The 26638-nt window shown below is 43.1% G+C and carries 27 protein-coding genes; 16 read left to right on the top strand and 11 right to left on the bottom strand.

Translation table 11 applies throughout. The features are described 5' to 3' along the window. Positions 1–353 precede the first annotated feature (353 nt). Complete coding sequence (locus EO95_RS14510) at positions 354–2564, top strand: CARDB domain-containing protein (RefSeq protein ID WP_235283042.1); 2211 nt, start codon at positions 354–356, stop codon at positions 2562–2564. A 73-nt stretch (positions 2565–2637) separates the two neighbouring features. On the opposite strand, the gene EO95_RS14515 is transcribed toward EO95_RS14510, so the two are convergent. Both EO95_RS14515 and EO95_RS14520 read right to left on the bottom strand, forming a co-directional pair. Next, positions 2638–2994: a DUF5518 domain-containing protein gene (locus EO95_RS14515; protein WP_048135824.1), complete on the bottom strand. Its 357-nt coding sequence runs from the start codon at positions 2992–2994 to the stop codon at positions 2638–2640. 116 nt (positions 2995–3110) lie between these two features. Further along, complete coding sequence (locus tag EO95_RS14520; protein WP_048135826.1) at positions 3111–3422, bottom strand: SemiSWEET family sugar transporter; 312 nt, start codon at positions 3420–3422, stop codon at positions 3111–3113. A 179-nt stretch (positions 3423–3601) separates the two neighbouring features. Between EO95_RS14520 and EO95_RS14525 the strand changes: the two genes are divergently transcribed. From EO95_RS14525 to EO95_RS14555, 6 genes are all read left to right on the top strand, one after another. Continuing rightward, positions 3602–4021, top strand: coding sequence for an HIT family protein (locus tag EO95_RS14525; RefSeq protein ID WP_048135827.1), 420 nt, complete (start codon positions 3602–3604; stop codon positions 4019–4021). 195 nt (positions 4022–4216) lie between these two features. Beyond that, positions 4217–4444, top strand: a complete 228-nt coding sequence (locus EO95_RS14530) for a sulfurtransferase TusA family protein (RefSeq protein WP_048135830.1) — start codon at positions 4217–4219, stop codon at positions 4442–4444. A gap of 19 nt (positions 4445–4463) precedes the next feature. Then, positions 4464–4883, top strand: coding sequence for a DsrE/DsrF/DrsH-like family protein (locus tag EO95_RS14535; RefSeq protein ID WP_048135831.1), 420 nt, complete (start codon positions 4464–4466; stop codon positions 4881–4883). Between the two features lie 151 nt (positions 4884–5034). After that, a complete protein-coding gene (locus EO95_RS14540) occupies positions 5035–6189 on the top strand; it encodes a cysteine desulfurase family protein (RefSeq protein ID WP_048135833.1) in 1155 nt (384 codons plus the stop codon). An 82-nt stretch (positions 6190–6271) separates the two neighbouring features. Beyond that, entirely contained in the window at positions 6272–6934 is a 663-nt protein-coding gene (locus EO95_RS14545; RefSeq protein ID WP_048136057.1) for an iron-sulfur cluster assembly scaffold protein, read from the top strand. A 1111-nt stretch (positions 6935–8045) separates the two neighbouring features. Continuing rightward, on the top strand, positions 8046–8741 hold the full coding sequence (locus tag EO95_RS14555; protein WP_048135835.1) for a class I SAM-dependent methyltransferase: 696 nt from the start codon (positions 8046–8048) through the stop codon (positions 8739–8741). 161 nt (positions 8742–8902) lie between these two features. Here the strand turns inward: EO95_RS14555 and EO95_RS14560 are convergent, their stop codons facing one another. Next, positions 8903–9772, bottom strand: a complete 870-nt coding sequence (locus EO95_RS14560) for a winged helix-turn-helix domain-containing protein (protein WP_048135837.1) — start codon at positions 9770–9772, stop codon at positions 8903–8905. A gap of 611 nt (positions 9773–10383) precedes the next feature. Here EO95_RS14560 and EO95_RS18355 point away from each other — a divergent pair. Beyond that, entirely contained in the window at positions 10384–10632 is a 249-nt protein-coding gene (locus tag EO95_RS18355; protein ID WP_048135839.1) for a glycosyltransferase, read from the top strand. Between the two features lie 131 nt (positions 10633–10763). Next, on the top strand, positions 10764–11096 hold the full coding sequence (locus EO95_RS14570) for a carboxymuconolactone decarboxylase family protein (protein ID WP_048135841.1): 333 nt from the start codon (positions 10764–10766) through the stop codon (positions 11094–11096). 169 nt (positions 11097–11265) lie between these two features. On the opposite strand, the gene EO95_RS14575 is transcribed toward EO95_RS14570, so the two are convergent. Further along, positions 11266–12210 carry a radical SAM protein gene (locus tag EO95_RS14575; protein WP_048135843.1) on the bottom strand — a complete coding sequence of 315 codons (945 nt, stop codon included), beginning with the start codon at positions 12208–12210 and terminating at the stop codon, positions 11266–11268. Between the two features lie 308 nt (positions 12211–12518). Here EO95_RS14575 and EO95_RS14580 point away from each other — a divergent pair, with 308 nt between their 5' ends. From EO95_RS14580 to EO95_RS14590, 3 genes are all read left to right on the top strand, one after another. Further along, positions 12519–13592: a radical SAM protein gene (locus tag EO95_RS14580; protein ID WP_235283043.1), complete on the top strand. Its 1074-nt coding sequence runs from the start codon at positions 12519–12521 to the stop codon at positions 13590–13592. Positions 13593–13688: 96 nt separating this feature from the next. Beyond that, a complete protein-coding gene (locus tag EO95_RS14585; protein ID WP_048135846.1) occupies positions 13689–14720 on the top strand; it encodes an L-histidine N(alpha)-methyltransferase in 1032 nt (343 codons plus the stop codon). A gap of 33 nt (positions 14721–14753) precedes the next feature. Beyond that, positions 14754–15767 carry a dimethylarginine dimethylaminohydrolase family protein gene (locus EO95_RS14590; protein ID WP_048135848.1) on the top strand — a complete coding sequence of 338 codons (1014 nt, stop codon included), beginning with the start codon at positions 14754–14756 and terminating at the stop codon, positions 15765–15767. 15 nt (positions 15768–15782) lie between these two features. On the opposite strand, the gene EO95_RS14595 is transcribed toward EO95_RS14590, so the two are convergent. The 5 genes from EO95_RS14595 to EO95_RS18090 form a co-directional block, all read right to left on the bottom strand. Then, positions 15783–16676 (bottom strand): prenyltransferase, encoded by an 894-nt coding sequence (locus EO95_RS14595; RefSeq protein WP_048135851.1) that lies wholly within the window; start codon positions 16674–16676, stop codon positions 15783–15785. Between the two features lie 224 nt (positions 16677–16900). Beyond that, a complete protein-coding gene (locus EO95_RS14600; protein ID WP_048135853.1) occupies positions 16901–17623 on the bottom strand; it encodes an amino acid ABC transporter ATP-binding protein in 723 nt (240 codons plus the stop codon). After that, a complete protein-coding gene (locus EO95_RS14605; protein WP_235283044.1) occupies positions 17607–18302 on the bottom strand; it encodes an amino acid ABC transporter permease in 696 nt (231 codons plus the stop codon). Before EO95_RS14605 ends, EO95_RS14600 begins: the two co-directional genes overlap by 17 nt. A gap of 445 nt (positions 18303–18747) precedes the next feature. Continuing rightward, positions 18748–19614: a basic amino acid ABC transporter substrate-binding protein gene (locus tag EO95_RS14615; protein WP_048135857.1), complete on the bottom strand. Its 867-nt coding sequence runs from the start codon at positions 19612–19614 to the stop codon at positions 18748–18750. A 764-nt stretch (positions 19615–20378) separates the two neighbouring features. Then, on the bottom strand, positions 20379–20714 hold the full coding sequence (locus tag EO95_RS18090; RefSeq protein ID WP_048135860.1) for a hypothetical protein: 336 nt from the start codon (positions 20712–20714) through the stop codon (positions 20379–20381). Positions 20715–21178: 464 nt separating this feature from the next. On the opposite strand from EO95_RS18090, the gene EO95_RS17245 reads away from it, so the two are divergent. From EO95_RS17245 to EO95_RS14630, 3 genes are all read left to right on the top strand, one after another. Then, positions 21179–21721, top strand: coding sequence for a YigZ family protein (locus tag EO95_RS17245; RefSeq protein ID WP_268767915.1), 543 nt, complete (start codon positions 21179–21181; stop codon positions 21719–21721). A gap of 334 nt (positions 21722–22055) precedes the next feature. Beyond that, positions 22056–23141 carry a DUF5050 domain-containing protein gene (locus EO95_RS14625; protein ID WP_235283045.1) on the top strand — a complete coding sequence of 362 codons (1086 nt, stop codon included), beginning with the start codon at positions 22056–22058 and terminating at the stop codon, positions 23139–23141. An 85-nt stretch (positions 23142–23226) separates the two neighbouring features. Beyond that, positions 23227–24087 (top strand): GNAT family N-acetyltransferase, encoded by an 861-nt coding sequence (locus EO95_RS14630; protein ID WP_048135865.1) that lies wholly within the window; start codon positions 23227–23229, stop codon positions 24085–24087. Positions 24088–24094: 7 nt separating this feature from the next. Here the strand turns inward: EO95_RS14630 and EO95_RS14635 are convergent, their stop codons facing one another. Next, a complete protein-coding gene (locus tag EO95_RS14635) occupies positions 24095–24406 on the bottom strand; it encodes a nucleoside triphosphate pyrophosphohydrolase (protein WP_048135867.1) in 312 nt (103 codons plus the stop codon). Positions 24407–24521: 115 nt separating this feature from the next. Between EO95_RS14635 and EO95_RS14640 the strand changes: the two genes are divergently transcribed. Next, positions 24522–25415, top strand: coding sequence for a DMT family transporter (locus EO95_RS14640; RefSeq protein ID WP_048135870.1), 894 nt, complete (start codon positions 24522–24524; stop codon positions 25413–25415). A 71-nt stretch (positions 25416–25486) separates the two neighbouring features. On the opposite strand, the gene mtaA is transcribed toward EO95_RS14640, so the two are convergent. Continuing rightward, on the bottom strand, positions 25487–26512 hold the full coding sequence (mtaA, locus tag EO95_RS14645) for a methylcobamide:CoM methyltransferase MtaA (protein ID WP_048135872.1): 1026 nt from the start codon (positions 26510–26512) through the stop codon (positions 25487–25489). Positions 26513–26638: the final 126 nt, after the last annotated feature.

Below are 26638 nucleotides of genomic sequence, written 5' to 3' on the forward strand. Positions count from 1 at the left end.
TATATTATGTTAGGTTTGAACCTGCAAGAACCCAAGAGAAAAGCCTCAAGAAGGCTGATATTTGAACTGCAAAACTTTTTTAAAGGACTGGCGAATTGAAAGTGTCGAGCCTTAAATAGGAAGCAGGAGAAGTAACGTATTGTACGAAGTAACCCTCGTTCAAGGTATAAATATTTTGGATCAGGAGTTTACCGGAAAATTTATTCCGAGATAAAAATAAGAAACTCAATTTCGATGAATTATATAGCTACTTGTTAATAAGCTACTGATGTACCAGAAATTTATATTCATATGTGTGGGGACGGAGGCTAATAAAAATGAAAATAAGTTTTTTTCATTATTTGATTTATTTATTGATAATAACACTACTAATTCCTGGAATTATGCCTGTTACGGTTGCTGCAGCTGAGGACATACCTTCCGAAGATGACGGAAATATAACTATTTTACTGCCTGACCTGGTAATTGAGGATCTTTTCTGGAACCCGGTTAATCCAGAAACTGGAGAACAGGTGACCATCACAGCAACAGTAAAAAACCAGGGAGATGCAACTTCAGGAGCAACAAATCTGGTATTTTATAGCAACGGGAGCCAGATAGGAGAAAGCTCAGTCCCTGAAATAGAAGCTGGAAACAGTGAACAAATATCGTTTTTATGGATATCGGAAACTGAAAGTACAGTGGAGATAAGTGCAAAGGTAGATGAAAAAGATTCAGTGGAAGAAAGCAGTGAGGATAACAACGTCAAAACGGCGGGGTCTATAACTTTCAAAAAGAACAGATTCCCGGACCTGATAATAGACACTCTTGAACACCCTGAAAATCCCAGACCAGGAAAACATCAGAATGTATGGATAAGTGTAAAGAACCAGGGAACAGCAGCTTCAGAAAAGACGACGCTGACGCTCTACATTAACGGAAGTGCTGTTAACTACTGGAATGTGCCCAGGTTATCCAGGGAGGAAAGCAGCTATGCCTCATATACATGGATTCCGATTACAGAAGGGTCTGTAGAGATAAAAGCAGTTGTTGATGAGGGCTACCTTGTAGATGAAAGCAACGAAGAAAACAACGAAAAAACATCCACCGTAACAGTAGCAAAAGAGTTTATTCCGGACCTGATAATTGAAGATATCGTGCCTGAATCGGCGGAGGGTGAAGTCGGAAAGACCCTGAACCTCACCCTGAAAGTAAAGAACCAGGGTACGTCCCCCTCTGAGGAAGTCCGGGCAAAATATTATATTAACGGAATCGCCCCCACACAGGATGATATTCAGATTCCAGCTCTTTCAGAAGGTGAAGGGGCAGATGTCATATTCTCTCTGGTCCCGGATAGAGAAGGACAAATGGAAGTAAGAGCAATTATTGACTCTGGTACAGACGTTTATGAAAGTAATGAAGATAACAATCAATTCACAAAAATTATAGACGTAAAAACCATACTTCCGGACCTTATAGTAGAGTCTCTTTCTTTAAACCCGGAAGCACCCAGGATAGGGGATGACATTACTTTCACAATATCAATAAAGAACAATGGGCTCAGAGACTCGGCAAGCAGCGAGCTAAAATATTATATCAACGGGAACAATGTAACTCAGACCGGTAAAGTATCGATACCAGAAATTGCCATCGGGGAAACCACAAAAGGTACTTTTCACTGGGTTCCTGAAGCAGAAGGAAACGTAAATGTGAGAATGGTAGCAGATGACGGAAATGCCATACGTGAGGACGACGAGACGAACAATGAACGAACTGAAACTGTAAGTATCTCCAAACAGACAATTCCCAACAGTGAAGGGAGTTCGGGTTCCAGCTCCAGTGGTAGCGGCAGTGACAGCAGCAGTGGCAGTAGCAGCAAAAGCAGCAGTATGGGAAGTGGCGTTTCCAAAGAGCCAGCTAAGAATGTAGAGATCAAAGAGCTTGATACAAGGAACATTATGAGTGGCTACCATGTCAAATATGATTTCCCGAAAAACGTCACATGTATCACATATATCGAGTTTGACCCGCAGAAGACTTTTAAGAAAACGACAGCAACCGTAGAGGTGCTCAAGGGAAAATCCATTTTTGTTAAGAAACAGCCTCCTGGCAGGATATACAGGCAATTAAACATCTGGTTGGGAAATAAAGGAGCAGGGCTTCCGGCTTCCCTTAAGAACAGCTATACAGGGTTTAAAGTTGAAAAGGAATGGATAAAAAACAACAGTGTTGATGAATCCAATATAACCCTTCTATGGTACGATAGTAAATGGCAACCGCTAAGCACCAAAAAGACAGGTGAAGACAAAAACTATGTTTATTTCAGGGCAAAAACGCCTGGTTATTCTTCCTTTGCAATAAGTGAATATACGGGAGAAGAGGGAACTGTAGAAGGAGATGAAGATGGAATACAGGAAACTCTGAGAAGCTGGAACGGCGATGGGAAGACAATCCTGAACAGCAGTGCAGAAAGAGAAGGCGACACAGGAAAAAAGCCGATGGGAATGGCTAAAATACTTCTTGCTATTTCCCTGCCTCTGTTTATGATCCTTGCAGAGTACTTTGTTCTGAAGAAAAAGATCTGAAAAGATTCCTTTTCTTCAACCTCTATTTTTACCATTCAAAAAATGCAGCTTTTTAATGCTTAAACAGTGAGTTTCAGCCCATTTTTCTTTCAGCCAGAAGAGCCCCGATTACAGAGCCAATAATGCCTGTTATCGCGGTATGAGCTATGATAACTATTGTAATTATGAAAGTAGAGGCTGCTACAAACCCTCCAAGGACAGGGGCATCCCGCAGAACGGTCACAAGGACTCCCCCAAGAAGAAAGCCAGGGATTATCATGAAAACTGTCATAAGGAATCCGGACTTAAGCCCTCCTCCAAAGCCTCCGTCTGCATAATAACCCGCCAGTAAGCCTCCCAGAAAAGGAGCTACTGAGTTTACGACCGGAATAAAATAAAAAATTATAGTACAGACCATACCTATTAATGCGCCACTTATGGTTCTACCCATTGTTTAGACCCCCATGTTAAAGCAAGTCGAACCGGAAATTAATATAAATTTGATTTGATAATTATTAAGGATATAGTTGGCCCCCATATTAAATATATAGCTGAACCCCTTGTACTTCACTTCCAGAGAAAGGCATTTTTATTTTTAGACCCTCTAATTTTTTTGCCGAAATTGTCAACTAAATTTATATATTCATAATTAAGCTTGAGTCCCCGAAGAGAGACAGCCAGTATAACGGAAACGCTGTTTGCAGCAATTATTGCAGGATCGTCTACCTGGATTCCGTAGAACAGCCAGAGAACCATGTAAGAAGTCGAGCAAAGCAGCATTAGAAGATATACATCTTTTGTGGATTTCGTTGTCAGGGCTTTTATAAGCTGAGGGGCAAAAGCTATAGTTGTCAGAGCGCCTGCAATATAACCGATCATACTGATTTTATCTCCCGGATTCTGATTCGATGCTCAGAAAAATGGATTTCAGGATAGCTTTGTAAGATATAAAAGAGAGTTGGGATCCGAATTGTAATTAAAACTTATTCAAGAAACAGAACTCTGAGAACAGAACCCTGATATAAGTGTACCCTCCTAAACCTTTATGGGGATACCGCATGACAGAAAACTGCCTTTTTTGCAAGATAATATCAGGGGAAATCCCTTCAAACAGGATATATGAGGATGATGCCGTTTACGCATTTCTTGACATTTACCCGGCAAGCGAGGGGCATACGCTCGTTGCTCCTAAAAAACATTTCAGTAATTTTACGGATATGAATGCAGAAGACATTGCCCTGCTTTTTGAAGCTGCAAGAAAAGTTACGGCTGCGGTTGAGAAAGCATTTTCAGCAGAAGGATCGAACGTCGGCATAAATAACGGGGAAGTAGCAGGACAGGAAGTTCCCCATGTACATGTACACGTTATTCCAAGAAAAAAAGGGGATGGAGGACGAGGAATAAAATCAATTGTATGGACTGAACCCGATACTACCAATCTGGAAGAAGTTGCGGAAAAGATAAGAAAAGCCCTGTGAGGAAAAAGAAAAACTTTAAGTAAAAAATGACACCGGCAAAAGGCAGGTGAATAACCAGAGAGAGAAGAGACAGCTCCGGGATAATATTTTCAATACGAAACGATAATATATTTTTTGGAATATAGTGAATTTAGGGGAAGAAGGCATAGTTATCTTTAGAAACCTTCCATTTCTCTTACTTTGGGGGTAAGAACAGTGGCAGAGCTGGAAGTAGATGTTAGAGGGCAGACCTGCCCGGTCCCGCTGGTAGAGTGCAGAAAAGCATTCAAAAGAGCCTCTCCAGGAGACCTTGTAATAGTAAAGGGTACGCATCCGGCATCAAAAAAAGAGATTCCCATGGCATGTGAGGCGATGGGACTCAAGGTGCTGGAGATCGAAGACAAAGAGGGAGGAAAAGAGTGGGAGATAAAGATCCGGAGGTAAGCCCGGAAAAGGAGTGGAAATGGGGGAAAAAGCAGTTATTGTCCTGCATAGCGGGGATATGGACAAGGTATACAGTGCGCTCATAATAGGAAACGGAGCCCTGGCAATGGGAATGGAAGCCTCCATATACTTCACTTTCTGGGGGCTCATGCGGCTTAAAAAAGGGGAACTTGAAAAGGGGCCGCTTTCCAAAATGAATATGATGGGCATGGGCAGGCAGATGATCAAAAAGAGGATGGACAAAGCCAATGTAGCTTCCCTTGAAAGGCTGATGAGTGATTTCAAGGAACTTGGCGGAAAGATCATAGCCTGTGAAATGACCATGGAGATAATGGGCATAACAAAAGAAGAGCTTCGAACGGAATTGGTGGACGAATGGGGAGCTGTTGGCACATATATCCAGGAAGCAAGAAATGCAAACATAACTCTCTTTATCTGATCCTGAAAGGATTTCCGGATTTAGGATTATCGTATTAGCCCGGATCTTTTGGGTTTTGCTTCGATTCTTAGACCTCAGCACGTCCGTTTCAGTTGCAAATCTCAATATAAATTGAATTTAATCTGAGGAGGGGGAAGAGATATTTGAAAATATGATTTATCTTGACAATGCTGCATGTACCCGGCTGGATGAGAGGGTGCTTGAAGCAATGAAGCCTTACTTTTTTGATACTTATGCGGTAGCGACGTCCGAGTTTGGCTATTCTATGGGCATCGATGCAAAGGAGGGGCTGGAAAATTCCAGGGAAGGTATAGCTTCAAGGCTTGGTGCGGATTCCGAAGAAATTGTGTTCACTTCAGGGGATACGGAATCAAGCAACATGGCGCTTAAAGGAGCAACATGGGCCCTTAGGGAAAAGAAAGGCAAGCATATTATCGTCTCGAAGATAGAAGATTTTCCGGTATTAAATACGGCAAAAACCCTCCAGAAGCAGGGCTTTGAGGTAACTTTTCTGGATGTGGATGCCGAAGGGTTTGCAGACCTTGAAGGGCTCAAAAAAGCAATTACAAAAGAAACCGCCCTTGTCTCGATTCAGTACGCCAATCAAGAAATAGGGACTGCCCAGGACCTTAAGGCTATTTCTGAGATATGTGAAGAAAAAGACGTGCTCCTGCATACCGATGCTACCCACAGCTTTACCCGGCTTCCCCTCAATGTGAAGGAATTGCCCGTAGACCTGGTGACGTTGTCCGCCCATACAATTCACGGACCCAGAGGAATAGGGGCACTCTATGTCAGGAAAGACACGCCCATAACTAAATTCATGGACGGGGGCTTTCAGGAATTTAACATGAGAGCAGGCGTGGAGAATATTCCCGGAGCCGTAGGTTTTGCAACAGCTGTGGAACTTGTAACTGAAGAAGAAAACCGGCAGCTAGAAGCTATGAGGAATCGGGTAATTGAAAGAGCCCTTTCCGAAATCTCGGAGGTCACCCTCAACGGAAACCGCAAAAAACGTCTGCCTCAGAATGCAAACCTGACTTTCCACTATGTAGAGGGCGAATCCGTAACCCTGCATATGGATATGAGAGGATTTGCAGTTAGCACGGGTTCGGCCTGTTTTTCCCGCTCCCTTGAAGCCAGCCACGTGATAAGAGGAATTGGTGGAGATCATGAGAGGGCTCACGGCTCGGTACGTTTTACTTTTGGGCGTTACAACCGTATGGAGGATGCGGATTCGGCAATTGATGCCATGAGTGAAATTGTGGCAAGGCTCAGGGAAATAAGTCCGCTTGCGAAAAAATGAGCTGAAAGAAGGAGAAAAGAGAACACGTAAAAAAGGCAGGAACAGGCAGGAAAAGAAAAGGAAAGGAAAGGGAGAGAGGAAGATGAAAGTGGAAAGGAAAGGTGAGACTATAAAGTTTCCTTATAGCGAAAAAGTGCTGGAGCATTTCAGGAACCCGCATAATGTAGGGAAAATAGAGAATCCTGACGGAAAGGGCCTGGAAGGAAGTCCGGCATGTGGAGATATGGTTGCTGTATATATTAAAGTCGAACCCGAAACAAAGGTTATTGAAGACGTAAAATTCGAATCTTACGGGTGCGCTTCAAATATTGCCACAGGATCTGTAATCACAGACCTTGCACGGGGAAAAACTCTGGATGAAGCAAAGAAAATAACATGGAAACAGGCTTCTGAAGAACTGGGAGGGCTTCCTCCGATTAAAGCCCACTGCTCCGTGCTTGCAGTTGAGGGCCTGCGTGCTGCAATCCGTGACTACGAGGAAAAGCATGGGCTTGTTACTGAGAAAGAGCCTACAACTGAAGATGTTATCCGGCGGAGGCTCAAGCACGTTATGAATCCACTAACCGGTCTTGACATTATCCGCACGAATCTAATCCTTAAAACGAGTGTCGAAGATGGAGTGGTAAGGGTGGTTGTTGACCTGCCTGCGGACCACCAGTTTGCTCCGGCAATAAAAGAGGATGTAATGGAAAAACTGGGAGCTTTGTGGGATGTGGAAAGAGTGGACGTAGTGTTTACAGCCTGAATAGGCTCTGCATTACACCTGTAGAAACACCTGTAGAAACACCAGTTGAAACGCCGGCCCAAATGGAAACCTTTGTTGGGGAAAGAAAAAATAAAGGGTACGTGAGAGGAAGAAAGCAAAGCCACTTCCTGGAGGGTCTGGTTCCGAAAACACAGAAATTTAGTTCTTCCCGACTCAAAAAATGAATGGATATAAAGCCTTATTTTTTCTTTGCCCGGACAGGGCTCACAAATCAGGACGTTAGAGATAAATCAGGATATTAGAGATAAAACCCAGATAGCTTGAGCTCATTATCTTCATAACTAAGACCTGTTACCCAAATCCGTACCCTTACGTAGTTTTCGAGTTTTAATTAAAGTGGATAGAAATTAATCCTCTATCCTGCAAAGCAAACAGACCTGCAATCAGCTGGCGCTTATCCCGGGAAGTGTGCAGCCCCGGGAGATGTCCATCAGGAGAGAAAAAAGAACAAACTCTTAAAACCGAGAGGTGAACCAGGGAGGAATAAGATAATTCAAGCTAAAGGAATAACTAGAGAACCGGAGATAATGTGGAATCTCAATATCAGCAAAGATGGAAAGTTTTACCAGGAAAATTACATGCTCTTATTTCCCAGGTATGTCAGTGCCATAGATGAAGAGTGAGAAAGTTTTCTCCTTTAAAAAAAAACTCAAAAACCAAACCAGTTTCAATATCCAATATAAAATGTCGCTCGAGGGAGAGATTTTCTCTCGGGCAAACCTCCATTTCATTTTATTCTGAAGTAGTGAGAAATAGGTTTACGTCCGTGAAAGCCTGAATGATTAAATCTTTTTTATCAGGAATAGGTTTACATCCGCGAAAGCCTGAATGATTTACCTTTTTTATCAGGATAACTTAACCATCATTTAGTTCATTATAACTGAATCCTTTTTTCAGTTCAGAACAATTCACTTTTTTTTAGTTGAGAATACCTTAAGCCGTTCTGATTAGAATGATTAGTAGAAGATTAACCCTTTCAGATTCACTTTCTGTCCACTTGATAATAAAATAGACAGTTATATTAAAAGTCCGCGTATAAAATAGTAATAATGAAGATCAAAGGGAACTCAACCAGAAGGAAGTGCATGAGATGAATCTGGAAGACACGGGTAGTGAAAAAGTAGAATACGGCACGGAAAAAGAGATCCTTAACGAGCAGCAGCCTCACTGGGAGAAAGTGTTTTCAAACACCTGCTCGAGATTTGGGGACAAGCCAAGTTATCCGGCCAGAAAAGCGGCATCTGTTTTTGAAAAAGAAGGAAAAAAGAAAATCCTCGAACTTGGAGGAGGTCAGGGAAGAGATACCTGTTTTTTTGCCAGCCGGGGTTTTTCAGTCCATTCGCTCGATTATACTGAAAGCGGGCCAAAAGCGATAAAAGAAAAAGCTGAAGAAGCGGGATTAGGGGAATATGTTACAGCCCTCAGGCATGATGTAAGAAATCCTCTTCCTTTTGAAGATGGGACTTTTGATGCGTGCTATTCTCATATGCTTTACTGCATGGCCCTGACCACAGAGGAACTGGAATTTCTCTGCAAGGAGATTAAAAGGGTACTCAAGCCAGGTGGAATAAATATCTATACAGCCAGGCACACCGGAGATGCCCATTACGGGACCGGAAAACACAGGGGAGAAGACATGTACGAAATTGCAGGCGGCTTTATAGTGCACTTTTTCAGCAGAGAAAAGGTTGAGCACCTTGCAAAAGGTTACGGGAGCTTCGAGCTGGAAGAATTTGAAGAAGGCGAGCTCCCAAGAAAACTGTACCTGGTAACAATGCGAAAATAAGGGCAAAGAAAGACAGGCGGGGAAAAGGGGGTAGAAGAACTCCATAAGACTGCCGAACCCGGAAGGACTTTCTGCTATACCTTCTTTAAAGGCAGGAGAACAAAATCAAAAAACAGAATTTCAAAAACGTCCCAGCCTTAAAAAGAACGAATCGAGAAAACTCAGAGAGAAAAAACCTGCCTGGAATTCTTTTTGTAATATATAAAAAGTTCTTCCCCCCATTTTAGAGCACCGGGCTCAAAGCTTACAATGTATTGACGGTCAATTCGTTCATTTTTATCAAGCAGAGAAAGCGCAAAGACCTTATCGGTTACTACCAACATCATCGGTTTTTCTTCGCCCTCAGATACAAAAAAATGAGAATTTTCACAGTTCAAAAGAAGCTGTACCTTCTTCTTGTATTCCGGAAGAGCCATGTTAAGAACCGAACTGTCACTAAAAGGTGTGGCTGAATCAGAGAGGCACTCGTCCCGGATACTCTCGAAAACCGATTCCGTAAGGATAATTGTAACATCAATACCCATTTCAATTAATTCCAGACAGAGCAGATGGTAAGCTGGATGAATGGCAGAAACAAATACCATAATGCGGGAAGAGGCCAGCATACATTTTACAATATCTTCCTGAACTTTGAATATATGAGATAGATCGGGTTTCAGGACCTTACACTGCCCCAATTCTCCGATTCTTGTGAGAAAATGAAAAGGAATTGAACTCAAATCATGTTCTGACCAGAAATCCCTGTTTTCCTCATATATCTTAAGGGTGTTTAGCAAAAACTGTGCATTTGTGGCTATAACTATCCCCATTTCAGAAAGAGAATATACCCCATCTGTCTGGATAACCAGACCCAAATCAACCAGTTTTTTGATCTGGGGAATCATTGACTTCCAGGGAAAATCAAATGCATTTTTGATCTCGTCACTGCTTTTAGGACCCTCCTCTTTTAACAGCAGAAGAAGGTTCTTTCTTTTTTCAGAAAGGAAAATTGCGTCAAGCAACGAAGAACTGGTACCAGAAACTTGGCTCATGGGTTTGTCTCACTTAGAATATATTATAACAAAAAGTTATAAGTTCGCTGGAAAATCCTCAATAAATTCAGGATAAATCCCATACTATTCGAAACTCATAACAAAATGGATAGGTTCCAAGGGGAGTTGTCATGTCCAATGCCATTGGAATATTCTAATCGCAAAGTAAAAATCTTCATCGTTTTGGTTATATATGAATAGGAATTATATAAACTAGACAGATAGAAATATTATTCTATTGTCGTTTCGATTGGGTGAATATTAAGATGTGGTAGATACGCTGTGGTTTTCTTCAAGAGCTGTCGAAAAGCAATATACTCCCTCCAAGGAAGATGCTGTTGATGAAAACGCCTTATCATCAATATAGTTCTAGAAGCTCTGAGGCAAAACCTACAGCTAATACAATTCCGATTTTAATACAATTCTGATTTTAATACAATTCTGATTTTTAAGAGGGCTGGTAACTAGTCATCGGAATAGTCTCATGTAAAACATGAGGATTCAGAAATATAACAATAAAACAGACGAAATTCGGAACCTTTTTTCCAAATAAGATCATTTCCCGAATAAGTTAACAACTTCTGTTAACATTTCTCCGACAGGAGTTTTCTGTGGGCACTTATCTTCACATTACCCGCATTCCGTACAATTTGAAACCTGGACTTCAAGACCACTGTACAGAACCTTTTCCCCTTCTGCATTATCAACCTGCTCACCAGTCCAGCGACGAGGGGTTCGGGATTCCAATTCTTAAAGCGATTTCAAAAAAGGTCCCTTTTATAGCAATGAACCACAGCGGAGTTTCGGACATTATTGGGCACGGAGTAAATGGCTACCTTGCAGATAACCTCACTGAGTAGAAGAACGATTAAAGAGAGAATGATTTCAAAAAATTTTGAACTAATACTTAAATATAAAAAAATATCATAGTATATGTACCGTCTTAACAGTGTGAACCTGCAAGTTTGCAGGTAAAAAAGGAGCCGTATAAATGAAAATGCTGGAAGAATTTTTCCCTGAATTCACCCAGAAGCTGGACGAAATTGACCAGCTTTATGCCGAAAAACGGATGATCGATGAAAAGACCTACCAGTTCATCTGCTTTGCCCTCTCCATCAAAGGCAGGTCAAAGCCCTGCGTCCTGAAGCACTTCAAGGGTGCCCTCGAAGCAGGAGCTACGGTCAAGGAACTCTCATACATCTTTGCCCTGGTCATGAGGGAAGCCGCAGGAGCCGACGACTGCTGGACCCACGAAGTGATAGGCGACTGGAAAGAGATCCTGAAAGGCAACATTTCCTGCAGCTGCGCAGGAGATGAAAAATAAATACTTAAAATCAAGATTTTTTTGGATATAACTTCCAACAGGGACATGATTTCAGGAATGCAGCTCTTATTTTTCACCCCTAATCTTTTCAGGCTCAGAAATATGGAATGGGAAAAATCAAGAGCTTCATTTTCCTGTCTCCGGATTCCCTAATTTCAGAAAATGAAGCTTAAAAATCATCTTTGGAAAAATCCGTGAGCTTGAGCTGTCTGGGGCGTAAAAGTTTTGCTCGCATTGGTTTTATGTAATCTCCTGAGAGCTGGTATTTTTCCATGAGAGGCCTGAGCACCCCGTAAAGTTCAGCCTGATAGGCCCCGTCAACCACTCCTTTTGCATACAAACGGCGGTAAGGAGCAGAAAGTTCAGGAAAATTGCAGGCAAGGAAATTGAAAAAATGCTTTCTGGTTTCACCCCTGAGGTAAAGGATACCCGTAAGAGCATAATCTACCTTACAGTCGGCTGCAAGAGAGAGAATTTGCTCAAGGTTCTGAGGACTGTCCGTAAGAAAAGGAAGAACAGGCATCATATGAAGCCCGGTAACAGCGGCTGTATCTTTGAAAGCCCGAAGGACTGAGAAGCGCTTTTCCGGAGAAGAAGCCAGGGGTTCCAGCAGAGAGCTTAGCTTATCATCCATTGTAGTGACCGTGACTGCGACGTTTACATACGTCAGTTCAGAAAGTTCTTCAAGAAGGTCGCAGTCTCTGAGGATAAGATCGGATTTTGTGGATATAATAACAGGGTTTTTGTATTCGATCATCAGCGCCAGGACTTTCCGCATCAAGCCGTACCTTGCCTCAGCGGACTGGTAGCTGTCGCACACTCCACCTATGTTGATTACATCTCTTTTCCAGGACCGGGCTCCAAGCTGTTTTTCAAGGGCTTCTGCAATGTTGGTCTTTACGCAGATCCTCCGGAAAAAAGCACAGTTTTCCTTCCCTGTAGAGGAATAATTCTCCTCTTTTTCCAGATAGTTGTGAGAATACATTGCATAACAGTAATTGCAGCCGTGTTCGCACCCCCTATAAATATTCAGGTCCCAGCCGAAAGGTAATTTGAGCCTGCTAGTTTCCTTTATATTATTCAGAGCTTTTTTAACCCGGATTTCCTCAAACATCCGGGAATAAGATTGGGTTGAAAGCTATAAGAAACTTGAGAACAGAGTATATTAGAAAAAAAATCAGTAGAAAAAATAGGCAATTTCAATGAAAAAAGGGGAAAAACATTGAAACAAAACTAAAACAAATAAGAAATAGAAAATCAAAAACATCAGAACAAAATAAACCATCTGATCTCGAAAATATCACTTAGTTTCTTGTAACTTGATAAAGGGTGATATATATACCTTTTAATATGTTGGGGAAAGAATCAAAAAATTTCGATGCGTTGAGCCTGTTTTCACCACCCCCTGTCCTGAGAGGATACATGTACGGGGCACAGGAAGCCTATGAAGCGAGGAACTCAAACAGGCTTCTGGCCATACGGCTTGAAACAAACACATCATGTAACCTCCACTGTCGCTACTGCTATGCACAAAGTGGAGAGGATTCAGTAAAAATAGCTGATTTTAATGTCCTTAAACGCATAATATCCGAAGCAAAAGAACTGGGGATCAGGTCTGTGGTGGTGATAGGGGGAGGAGAACCGACTCTTTACCCTAACTTTAGAGAATTGATTGCCTGCATTGATTCCCTTGGGATCATTCCGATGCTTTTTTCAAATACTGTTTTGATGACAGAGGAACTTGCAGGGTTTCTGTATGAACACAACGCCTCTATTATGGGAAAGCTCGATTCCCTCAGGCCTGAGGTCCAGAACTATCTGGCAGGCAGGGAAGGGGCTTTCGAGGATATAAAAACCGGACTTGAAAATCTGATAAAAGCAGGCTTTTCAAACCCTGCCGAGCCTGGGAAACTCCGCCTGGGAGTCTCTTTCGTGAGCAATAAAATGAACCTTGAAGAGATTGAGGAGATCTGGCACTTCTGCAGACAGAACAATATCTTTCCTAACATGGAGATTCTCACTCCAACAGGCAGGGCAAATGATGAACTTGAAGATAAACTGCTCACAGCCGACGAGATAAAAGAGTACAAGTTAAAATTGCTGGAAATAGACAGGAAATATTACGGATACGACTGGCTGCCCTATACCCCGATCACTGCAAGCGGCTGCCTTCAACACCTTTACAGCCTGTACATCAATATAGAAGGAAATGTCAGGCCCTGTGCACCTACAAAGCTGGACGAACATCCCGCACTAAGGGTTAACGGGGAATATCCCTATAACATAAACAGGATGACCCTGAGGGAGATCTATGACTCCGAGCTCTTCGCATATGTAAGGAATATCGACAAAGTGCTCGAAGGCAGGTGTGGGAACTGCGAACACATCGAAGAATGCATAGGCTGCCGCGGGTATGCCTACAGCGTCGGAATAAATAACGGAGCCGACCCACTCGAAGCCCTGAAGATGGAATGTAAGCAGTGCTTCAAAGAATGATAAAACAATAAAAAGCGGCCCAGGCAATTAATAATAAATAAATTTATTAAGTGAGGGGCATATATATTATGAAATGACCCTGGGAGAAGTGAGAAGTTGGACAGCACAGGAAAAGCAAGATTAGAACAGGCTCCGGAGAAAGAAGAAAAGATCATAACTATCAGCGAGAAAGGCCCCGAAGAGAAGCTGTATGAGAGCCTGAAGAAGTACGAACTGCCCGATTATCTTCTGTATACAGGCGCTGGAGGGGCAAATAACTGGCTGAAGCTAGATGAATCCAAAACGTTTCCTGTTGCCCGTCAGCTCAAGATAATGCTTGAGGAGAATGTTGCTTCGATCGTCAGATTCATTCCTGCCTGCATGAACCTTGTGAGTGTGGGAGTAGGGAGCGGGGAAAAAGAAAGAATTCTTCTCGAAGAGCTAATAAAGAAAAACCGGGCTGAAAAACCAGCCTCAGAAAAAATATCAACACACTATTATCCTGTCGACATAAACAGCCAGTTTGTAGATATCGCCCTTGAAAAGGTAAAGGACCTGCCTGTAGAAAAGAAAGGGATAGTCGGCTTTATCGAGGACATGCCTCTCCTTAAAAAACACTGGCGACCCCCAGTTCTGTTCTGCATTCTGGGAAACACGTTTTGCAATTATGAGCCTGAATTCATTCTTCAGTTGATCTATGAAAACCTTGAGCAGGGAGACCTATTCTTCTTCGATGCCAATCTTCTTCCTTCACAGGGTTCGGGTGAAGAGGCACAGTCTTCAAGGAAATCTATCCTGGGCACATATGCCTCAAGAGAAAATGCGCTCTTCAATATGTACCCCCTGCTTCAGTACGGAATGGCTCCTGAGGATTTCGACTTCGAGCTTTTGCTTGCGCATGTGGATTCCAGAATAGGGGCACTGTACAGGACCTGGAAGAGCCTGAATATCCTGAAGGACGCTGAGATAAGGATCGGAACAGAGACCATAGGCTTCAGAGAAGGAGACGTCATCCGCATGGGCTTTACCTATAAATATACATATGACCAGGTTATCGCTTTTCTAAACATCTGCGGATTTGAGGTTCTCAAGGCTTTCCTGAGTGAAGACAGGACAAATGTGATGATCCTTGCAAAAAAATGCATCTGAGAATGACAATAAATTAGAATGGAGGTTCTGGACATGGGTTGCCGGATAGAAAAATTGGATGGGGTGAAAAAAACCGGATCGAGTATTGCTTACGGCTGCGATGACCTGGGGAAGCTGAAAAGTGTACTTGTGCATACTCCGGGAGATGAACTCGCGCTGGTCAACGAATCGAACTATAAACACTGGCTTTACGATGAGGTCCCCGATGTTTCCGGATATATTGAAGAACACAGGCGTTACCAGGAACTGCTGGAATCAAATGGGGTCAGGGTCTATGAGCTTGCAGACCATGTGACAGAAAACAGAGACATGATAAGCAGGATGCCAAATATTACCTTCCTGCATGACACTGCGGTAATTTCCAGAAAAGGCGCAATTCTTTCAAAAATGCGTCCTCCTGCAAGGGAAAATGAAGAGGTTGTCGTAAAGGAAGCTCTGAACAACCTGGGAATTCCCATACTCAACGAGTTCAACGGGGAAGAAGGATTTTTTGAAGGCTGTCTTCTACTCTCAAAAGAGACGATTTTTGTTGCTGATACGGAAAGGCATACCTATCCCTTTATCCGGGAATTTATTTTGAATATCCTGAGCGAGTTTGATGAAGTCATCTATGCCCGCATTCCTAAAGCCAGGCGCTACATGCACCCTGATACGGTCTTCAATCGAATAAGAGAAGACCTTGCCCTTGCTTACCTTCCAGCCTTTGAAGAGACCTGCCTGTTTACGAAAGACTCCAGAGAAAGAATAGATTTTAAAGAGTTCATGCAGGAGAAAGGCATGGAGATCATACCTGTTTCAGACTCCGAGCAAAGCCGCCTTGCCTGTTCTTTTGTCCCACTTGAAAGCGGGACCATCTTCCACTATGACATTGCACTTGATCAGAACACAAGGAAAAGCCTTGAAGGAGAAGGTGTTGAGATAATTCCTTTCCACCCTGAAGCCCTGCTTGCGGGAGGAGGAAGTCTGCGCTGTCATACCCTGAGGCTCTGCAGAAGGAAAAACAAGATTAAGCTGAAAAAGAGGGTGAAAACCGTGGAAAAGGCATGACGGATTTCACGAAATTTAATATAAGAAATCAAGGATGATCGAAACTGCATAGATTACAAGAGTTCCGTGGTAAACAGGCAGTATCCTCAAACCCGCACCTGGGCTCTTTTCTTTCCATAGATAAAGGTTTGCCCCTGCAAGGAGTGCAAAGCCTGCAAAAAAGCCGTAGTGAGCAATAGTCCCGAGCTCCCTGAGGAAGAAAATAGCTGTAAAGAAATGCAGGAGCGTAAAGCCTGTAACCCAGTACATAGTCCCTTTTGCGCCATAAAGGACGGCTATCGAATTCATGCCTCTTGCCCGGTCATTTTCCAGGTCGATAAAGTCGTTCAATCCCAGGTGAGCCATCGTCCAGGGATAGAAAAAAACCATATAGAGCAGCATGGTCATATCCGGCTGCCCGTAGCAGAGATAACCTGCTGCCGGAAAAAGGGTGAAGTCAGTCCTTCCGAGAAGCTGGGCAATAGGGAGTTTCTGGTCTATTTTTTTCACCTGGTAAAACGCCTCAATGCCGTAAGAGTACAGCATGATGGCAAAGACATAGAGTGAATTCGGATAGGGAAGGGTGAAGATCAGGGCTGAAGTAACACCTGCAAGCAGGATAAACAACCAGAAGGCATTTTTTGAAGTGATCTTCCCTGAGGGAAGGGGTCTCTCTTTAAAGGGTCTCCAGTACTTTGTAAGGGTATTCTCCACATCAAGCCGGTCTCTTTTTCTGTCCACGTAATCGTTGAGCACGAAGCCGGCTTCGAACCCCAGCAAGCCTATCAGGGCAGCCTTGATAATTAGTGCCCAGGAAAAACCGCCGTAATTAGCAAAAGCAAGCACCAACCCGGAGCAAAAAATAAGGGGCCAGGCAGGAAGGAAATGAGCACGAGTGAGGTCGATGTAGGCTTTCAGGGTTTCTTTCATTTTTTGGGCCTCAGTAACAATAGTGGTAAATAAGGGAGATCATTCCATAAAAATAATGAGTATAAATTAAAACCGTTGTAAAAGGGAGAAAGTTCAGGAATATAAAATAGGTGTAGCGCCTAAAGTTTATTCCGCTCGAAACAAAAAAATCAGAATGAAAAAGGTAAGGTTTCTGTTTATCACAATGGATATATCATTAATTTATAATGAGATACAGAATCTTATTACAGAATCTTACTCAAAAATGACTTTGTCCTCTCATTCTGAGCATTGTAGAAGATTTCATGGGGTGTGCCTTTTTCGACTATGATACCGTCGTCCATAAAGAGAACGCGGTCCCCGACTTCTCTGGCAAAGCCCATTTCGTGGGTCACAACAACCATTGTCATGCCTTCTTTTGCAAGGTCTTTCATGACGTTTAAGACTTCTCCGACCATCTCTGGATCAAGCGCGGAGGTGGGCTCGTCAAAGAGCATTACCTTCGGGTGCATAGCAAGAGCCCTGGCGATTGCGACCCTCTGCTGCTGCCCTCCGGAAAGGGAACTGGGGTACACATTGGCCTTGTCTTCAAGCCCTACTTTTTTTAGTAGGTCGTGGGCGCGGTCGTAAGCTTCTTTTTCGGAAAGGCCGCGGACCTTCATAGGGGCAATGGCTACGTTTTTAAGGGCGGTCATGTGGGGGAAGAGGTTGAAACGCTGGAAGACCATTCCGACTTCCTCGCGGATCTTGTTGATATTCACTTTAGGGTCAGTGACCTTTTCCCCATCGATCCAGATATCTCCCGAGGTAGGGGTTTCAAGAAGGTTCAGGCAGCGGAGGAAGGTACTTTTTCCGGAACCTGAGGGACCTATCACGCAGACCACCTCGCTATCTTCAACTTTTTCGGTTATTCCTTTAAGGACTTTCAAGCTTCCGAAATTTTTGTGGAGGTTATTCACTTCTATCACTTACGCCAAGCCTCCTCTCAATGTAATTAAGCACGCGGGAAATTCCCATGGTCAGGGCCAGGTACACAAGGGCAACTGAGATGTATGTCGGGAAAGTAGCAAAGGTCTTTGAGACATAAAGCATCCCGTTTTTGGAAAGCTCATGCACGCTGATGATTGCAAGCAGGGACGAATCTTTCAAAAGGGCTATAAACTCGTTTCCGAGAGGAGGGATAATCAGCCTTACAGCCTGCGGCACGATAACTTCCCTCATTGCCTGCCCTTCGGTCATACCCAGGGAACGGGCGGCTTCCATCTGCCCTCTGTCAACAGATTTGATGCCTGCGCGCACAATCTCGGCATTATAAGCCCCGCTGTTAATACTGCATACCGCAATACCAGCGATAATCGGGTCGATCATGAAAGGCTCTCCTGTAAGCCCGAAAATAAGGCCAGGGATTCCGTAGTAAAAAAGCAGGATCTGCACGAAAAGAGGGGTTCCCCTGATAAAATCAACATACATTGTACTCGGAATTTTGAAAACCGATCTTTTAGAGAGCTTTCCGAAAGCTGCAATTGTCCCCAGGATTAGCCCGAAAAATATCGCAAAGGTAGTGACCTCTATGGTGATTACCGCTCCCCTCAACAAACTCGGAAATACATTTATAGCGTGTTCAAGGTAGGACGCTAAAAGAGACAAACTTTAACCTCAGTTATTTATGATATATAAAATGAATTACATTATACAAATGATTGATCTGTTGGAGATGTTTAGCTCAGATTTTAGCTCAAATTATACAGCCATCCGGGTCCAACCGGAATGGGGGTTCCTCTTCAACAAATATCTCTGCAAATGGACTGCAACAACGCCTTTCAAGCGAGGGATTTTAAAGTTGCATCCAGTGCAAATACGCGTTTTACAGAAATATATTACTGAAAACACTTTTCCATTATATAAAACCAATCATTTGTAACAAATATATCAGTGGACATATTTTGGAAATGAGATGTTAGATAATTCAGGCAAAAAGAAAATCAACAGATTTGATCGAATATTGAAGAAATTATATAAAAAGAGCAGAAGCAAAAAGAAAAGAGACGGGAGAGCAGCACAAAATGTGCAGGCTCTCGAGTTACAGTAAGATTTACTCTTCCATGTAGGTTGGGAGTTTTGTAAGGAGTTCGTCGTACTTGCCACTGGCTTTGACGTTCTCAAGACCTGTGTTGATTTTGGTGAGGAGTTCGGTGTTGCCAGTGCGGACGGCAAAGCCATAGTCTTCACTGTTAAGGGGCTCGCCAACAATCTCGATTACATCTGGCTGGGCTGCGATGAAAGCTTCCGTGACAGGCAGGTCATTGATCATTGCATCGGCACCGCCGATCTTGAGTTCTTCAATGGCTTCATTTACATGGGGGAAGTCCTTGATCTCAGCAATGATTCCGGCTTTCTGGAGCTCTTCTGCCTTCAGGAACCCGGTGGATCCGGTCTGGACAGCAACGGTCTTGCCCTTCAGGTCGTCAATACTCTGAATGTCTTCATTGCCAATGATTACAGCAAGAGCCAGGCCTGCGTTGATATAAGATTCACTGAAGTCGACCTGTTCTTCACGTTCATCGGTGATTGTCATACCTGAGGCAATAATGTCAACATTTCCGGTCTGAAGAGCCGGGATAAGGCCAGCAAAGTCCTGGTCAAGATACTCAACCTTAAAGCCCTGGTCTTCTGCAATGGCGTTCATGAGATCAACGTCAAAACCGATCACATTTCCCTTAGAATCCACAATCTCAAAGGGCGGGAACTGGGCTTCAGTGCCTACAACGTAGGTGGGCATTTCTCCGTCAGAAGAACGGAAAACAGCATCAGATCCGTTTTCAGCTGGAACACTTTCTTCAGCGGCTTCTTCGACGGCTCCTTCTGCCGCTTCCTCTCCACCCTGCTCGGCACAGCCGGCTGCAAAGACAACAGTAGCAATTACAAGGAGTAGGGATATTATCTTTAACAGTTTCTGCATATCAGTACCTCTGAAAACTCTTCCTTAATAGTTAGTAAGTAAAATAATTAAACTTTTATAAATAGTAAGACAAAAGATTAATAGCTTTGGAGTTTAAATTAATTTCTTCAGATCGCAAAGTAAAATTTTTTAAACTAGAAAGAGAACTTAAATAGAAAAGCCTGAAAGTTAATAAAACTGAGTTAAACACTGAAGATTGCGGCAGGATGCAGCACCCGGTAAAAAACTGACATCTCTTTTGTATTTCTCACGGGACAGGTAGATTCAATAAATTTACGAACATGTGTATTCATTTATTTATAGAGTAAACTGAAAAACTCTGTATGCACCCAATTTTGAGTAGAAAGTTCAGTATAATTCAGGAGAAGGAAGAATGTTTGAGCGTAACATAGGAAACAAGTAAAAGAAATGTAGAATTCTCACCGGGGCTCGAATCAGAAAAATGTTGATGCTTATGTAGTTTTGCCCGGAGACCTATTAAGAAATAATTAATCTGGAAAACAGATATCTTCAGAAGATTTCAGTGAGCTTGATATTTACAATGTAGTTCCAATTTTTGCCAGATTATGTTTAGTACTTTTTGTTTAGCCTACTTTCCGGATTTGGGACAGAAAAGCAAGAGAAATGCTCTGACATGGGAATTTTATAAAAATACCTTATTGCAGGTTTTACACGGCTATAAACTGATTATACCCGAGTGTTTAAAAAAAGAAATGTGTAGCCTAAAAAGGCTACGCGGATTGTTATTTTATTAATTATACTGCTTATTCAGTAATTGATTCATTTTCGTCAGTGACGTTTGCGTCGTCAGTGACATTTGCGTCGTCAGTGACATTTGCGTCGTCAGTGACATTTGCGTCGTCAGTGACGTTTGCGTCATCAGTGACGTTTGCATCATCAGTGACGTTTGCGTCAACAGCTGCAACATCAGCTTCTAATTCACCTGCAGGTGCATTTTCTTCTGCTACTACGGTTTCATCGGTCACTTCTTCTGAAGCTCCTTCTTCTGCTGGTTCAGCGGCCTTGTCAGCACAGCCGGCTGCAAAAACAACAGTAGCAATAACAAGGAGCATTGCAATGATCTTAAACATTTTTTTCATTAATTTTACCTCTAATTAGTTCTCTTCCTTTTACACTTATCTCATACAAATTCATGAGACATTCATATGAGATATTTATGCATGAACCACCAATGAGATTAAAACTTTTCGATTTGGTAAAAAAATAAGAGAACGAAGAGCTCCAAAGTGCCCCAACAAATAAACATAGAGGGAAATTAGTGGTAATAGATTAAGTTAGATAGCCATTCCAGGAACATGATATAGAACAAAAGTCCGCGCGTAAGCTATGGTGGAAAAAAAATCGGCACTTGAGCGGAAAAACTGTGAGTCACCGGGAAGCAGAAAATTATTTAAAGATATCAAAATGTTCGTTGGGCGCGCAGCTGCAAAACTTTAAAGCCTCAAGTTAAAAACTAATTAAAAAAGAAGACGAGGATAAGACCCTGAATAATTATAAAACCCTGAAAAGCTCTGGCAGAGCCCAAAGAGAATTCAAAAAATCCATATTTATAGGATATGCCAAACCGGTAACAAATGAAACCGAAGCAAAAGCTTTCGTAAAAGAGATAAAAGAGCTGCATGAAGATGCAAACCATAATGTTTCAGCCTATTTTGTAAAAGAAGGGAGTTCCTTTGCCCTCAGATACGATGACGATGGAGAACCTGCGGGCAGCTCCGGGAAGCCCGTTTTTAAGGTCCTCGAATCAAAAGGGATCTATAATGCAGCTGTAGTTGTTACCCGGTATTTTGGGGGAATAAAGCTGGGCTTTGGGGGGCTGTCCAGGGCGTACAGGGAAACTGCAATTTCAGCTATTGAAGAAGCAGGTACTGTAGAGGTCTTTGAAGAGGTAAGGTTCAGGATACGTTTCGGATATCCGGAGATTCAGAAGATTAAGAATCTCATTGAGGAACACGGAAAAGTAGAGGAAGAAAAATATTCTGATGCCGTAGAATTTATTTTCCTTGTAAAAAAGAGTTTTGAAGAGAATTTTATTGAAAAACTGGCAAATCTGACAAGAAATAAAGTTGAGCTTGAGAAGATTTAACTTTAAGAAGTGGGGCTGGATCTTGAATTGAGCGCTGGATCTTGAGTTGAACTTTATGGAAGTGTCCCCTCAAATAAAGAAAACACTAAATTGCAGGAAACCGCTAAAAACTATGGGAGATATACATTATTTAGAGATTACCCAGCTATTGGAAATATTCTATGCTGGAAAATACTTTAACTGGAAAAAAATTAGAAGTTTAAACCGAAATTTAATCCGAAGTTGAAAGTATCTATACTCAAAAAACCCACACTGAAGCTCGAGAGGGAATATTGGAAGTGTAATATTGAGGCACAACAAATTTTCAATTGTACTTATTTCGGTTGTTTTATTCATGGTACTGAGCGCATGTGCAGGTTCAGCTGCCAGCGAATCATTGAAAGGAACCGAGCAGGAAGTTAACTCGGCTTTTAGCAACCAGATCAGCCCTGTGATCTCAGGAGACTACATTGTCTGGCAGGATGAACGGGACGGAAACTGGGACATATATCTGTACGATATGACCGTTGGGAGGACTGAATCTGCCCTGTTCGAGGACTCAAAAGACGAAATCGAACCGGCAATCTCAGGTAACCGCATCGTGGTCTCGGACAACAGGAGAGGCAACTATGATATTTATATGTACGATATCGACTCCGAGACCAAAACCCAGATTACTTCGGACAGGACAGACCAGAAAGAACCAGCAATCTCAGGCGACATAATTGTCTGGACGGACCGCAGGAATCAGGATACTGACATTTACATGTATGACATTACCTCCAAAAAGGAAACACGGATAACAACAGATAAGGCAGATCAGAGCCAGCCTGCAGTCTCGGGGAATATCATAATCTGGAAAGATACGCGTGACGGTAATGACGACATTTACATGTACGATATCAATACAGGCAAAGAAAGCCCTGTGGTTACGGACCCTGCAGGGCAGACAAACCCCGTCATTGAAGGAAACTACATTGTCTGGGAGGACAGGCGTGCCGGAAACCTTGATATCTACATGTATGACCTTTTAAGCAAAAAAGAAATACCTGTTTGTATTGACCCATCCCCACAGAAAACCCCTGCTATCTCGGACGGAAGAATAGTATGGGCTGACGGTAGGATTAAGGGAACAAACATCTTTATATACAACATAGCCACGGGGCAGGAAAAGACAGTTTCCACTGCATCTGAATATGAAAGCAACCCTGCAATCGACGGCAACCGGATAGTCTGGCAGGACAAACGCAAAGGTACCATGGACATCTTTATGTTCACAGAAGATGCTTCCGAGCCAGGCATAGCTGCCGAAGAAGAGAAGGGGACTGAAGACGAATCCGGAGCAAAAGAATCGCCTCTCGGCATCTATCCCGCATCAGCTGCAGTTATAGCGGCTTACCTTAGAGCAACTTCAGGGAAAGACAGGAGAAGAAAAATTTAATCTCTGCAAACTCTGATATCAGGCGAAAAAACAGATCAAGAGAAGATACTTAAAAAATAAATAGGAAGTGAGAATATAAACTGTCATGGAAAAAGATTCGGAAAAAATAAGAAAACTGGAAATCCGAAAAATGCGCCGGGAAGAAGCCGGATTCGCAATTGAGATGGCAGCTGCAGAAGGCTGGAACCCTGGCATCCATGACGGAGAACTTTTTTACGAAGCCGATCACAACGGCTTTTTTATTGCAGAGGTTGAAGGCAAGCCCGTAGGCTGCGCTTCTGCTGTCGCTTATGATGATTCTTTCGGGTTTTTCGGGCTCTATGTAGTCAACCCAGAATTCCGGAAAAAAGGCATCGGAATGAAACTGACCGAAAAATGCCTGGAATATCTGGAAGACAGGAACATCGGGCTTGACGGCGTTGTGGAAAATGAAAAGAAATACCAGCAGGTTATGAAATTCAGATCCTCCTATAGCAACCTGCGTTTTGAAGGCAGGGGAGGAGGAGAAGTCCCGGATGGACTTATGAAGACTTCGGAAGTCCCTTTTAAAAAACTGCTTGCCTACGACATGGAGATGTTTCCTGCCCCAAGGTCCGGCTTTCTGGAGAAATGGGTGAATCAACCTGACTCTTACGCCTTTGCAGCACTGGAAGAAGGAGACCTGAAAGGGTACGGTGTGATAAGGAAGTGCAGAGCAGGATATAAGATAGGCCCTCTTTTCGCAGACGACCGGGACACGGCAGAGAAAATATTCAGGGCTCTTAGAGCTTCAGTTCCTGGGGAAACCGTTTATCTTGATGTCCCCGAACCCAATAAAAAAGCAATGGAAATCGCAAAGAGATACAACATGAATGTGATGTTCAAAACTATCCGCATGTACAGCCAAAAAGAACCTGATATAGAGCTTGATAAGGTTTATGGGGTCACGAGTTTCGAACTTGGGTAAGCAAAGATTAAAGCAGTAGCAGGTTCTTTTCAAATCCTCCCTTTTCCAGTTTTTTCTGCAGCCTGAGAGCTTCAAGGCTCTCTTTTGAAGAACCCTGGAGTTCTGCGATTCGATAGATAATTTCAAGCAGGTCGGCAAGCTCCTCAAGCTCTTTACTCTCAAGATACTCAGCTAGTTCTTCTCCAAGCTTACTTTCCAGCTCAATAAGAAATTCAGGATCTGAAAGCTCTTTCGCGGCACATTCTCTGCCTGAATTCCGGATAATCTCCGGGATTCGATCCCTGACTGCTTTAGGGCGATTTTCTGCGGAAGACTTCATTTGAATTAACCACCTTCACCCGGTCTTAACTTATGAGATATATATTTTAACAAATATATATTAGACAAATACATATCCAATAAATATATAAGTGCTACACGTCTATCCATGCAGAATGTTTCTGGAGAAAAAAAAGGCGCATCTGGCAGTCGTTATAGGCTGCGTGTTCTACAGCATGAACGGGATTTTTATTTCCCGTATCCATGATATGGCTATTTCTCCAGTAATCTTTTACAGGTTGTTCTTCGGGCTTCTGTTTCTTTCTATATATATAGTTGCGAGAGGGAAAACCTCGGACCTCAGGTTAAAGAAAAAGAAAGGAAGCCTGTTCCTGCAGGGAGTGCTCGTGGTTACGTGCATGCTGCTCTATTTTACCTGCCTGAAGATTACCTGTGTATCCATTGCAATTCTACTCCAGTATACAGCCCCAATCTATGTAATGCTGGCTTCCCCTTTTCTCCTGAATGAGAAAATCGGAAAGGAAAGTATAGCTGCCCTCTTCATCGCAATCACAGGAGTATTTCTTATAGTCAGACCCGAAGGTGGACTTTCCGGCATTGAACTTACCGGCACCTATATGCTGGGCATGATAGCAGGGCTGCTTTCGGGAGTTGTCTTTGCGGCTCTGATCCTGAACGTAAAAGTTTTAAAAGCGGAATACCCGGAGCTTGCAATCGTCTTCTGGCCCATGGGGATTGCGTTTTTGCTGCTGAGCCCGTTTGCATTTGAAGTTGCCCCGGCTGTCCTTTACAGCAACCTGAAAGTGCTTGCTGCTTTCGGGATAGTGTCCATAGGTTTCGGAGAGATCTTTACAATTCTAGGACTTGCTAACCTTAAAGCCCAGACAGGAAGCCTCCTTTCCCTGATAGAACCTGTAAGCGGAGTATTTTTTGATATCGCAGTGCTTGGAATTGCGCTGTCTTCAGAAACTCTTGCAGGTTGCGCCTTAATTATGGGCTCTGCAGTAATTATAAGTCTGAATGATTCAGAGAAGCTTCCGGAAAAATAAGTGAAGAAACTCCCCGGGGCTTTTTAAAAGAGCAGCCTCCGCAGGTTCTTCCTAAAGCCCCTCCGAAAGATTCACAATGAGCAGTACTCATCCCTTGCCCTGAAAAGCGCTTTTATATTCTCGAGCGGAGTATGGGGAGCGAGCCCGCAGCCCGGAGCAAGAATATCGATTCCGTCTTCAAGGCATGCCCGGGCTTCAATTATAACCTCTTCAGGCCCTTTTGTCAGCAGGGTATCAGAGGGAGATACATTTCCTATCAGGCATGCCCTGTTGCCCACAATTCTCTTTGCAAAACTAACGTCCACCTTCTCTTCAATGCTGATTCCCTCAAACCCGGCATCTGCAAGAGGGTCAAGGACAGCTGTGGCGTCCCCACACATATGGAGGATTTTTAATCCCTGAACCTCCCTGCAGAATTTTCTGTGGAGTGGAAAAACAGATGTCTCAAACATCTGAGGGGCAATAATATCAGGACCGGCTTCGGAGTCTATGAGAACTACGGCATCTGCCCCTCTTTCCAGCAAACCGTTAGCGTATTCTATACAGGCTTCGGTCAGAGTTCCCATGAGTTCCTCAACAACTTCAGGGTTTGTCACAAACCACATCAGATAGTTTTTCATCCCGGCAAGCATGGAAGCGAGTCCGGCAGGACCCACAAGCCCTGCAACAACAGGCACATCTTCCCCGACGTTATTCTTTATAATTTCAACCGCATCCAGTACTACCGATGTCCGCCTGCTTTCAAGAAGAGCATAGGGGACTGAAATATTCTTAACATCATTCTTTTTCTTGCAGGGGAAATCAGTCACGTAAGGCTGTATATCGACACTACCTTCAGCTACCGTACAACCCAGGGACTCGGCAAGCACCGTAGTGCAGAAAGGGCAGCGCACGTTTTCAAACCCTGCAATCTCATGGCCTGCCAGGGCAAGTGCCGCCATCTTGTGGGAGTCGTAATTAGCCTGAGGCCAGTAAGCTCCTGTCATATCCATGAGTTCGACAGTGCCTGTCTGGGTTACCGAACAGACAGGAACCATATCCGGGGATTCACCTTTCAGTGCCCTTTCAAATCTCTCTTTTAGGGTAATCTCACTCATTTTGTCACCAGATGTAAGTAGATATTATTTGAGATGTAGTTGTTAACTCAAAGAATGATTTTCGGAGAATATTTACTTATTTTATAATATACTAAGAAGAAGATATAAAAAGATATAAATTAAAAA

It is taken from the genome of Methanosarcina sp. 1.H.T.1A.1, from assembly GCF_000979295.1.
In the GTDB taxonomy this organism is placed as follows: domain Archaea; phylum Halobacteriota; class Methanosarcinia; order Methanosarcinales; family Methanosarcinaceae; genus Methanosarcina.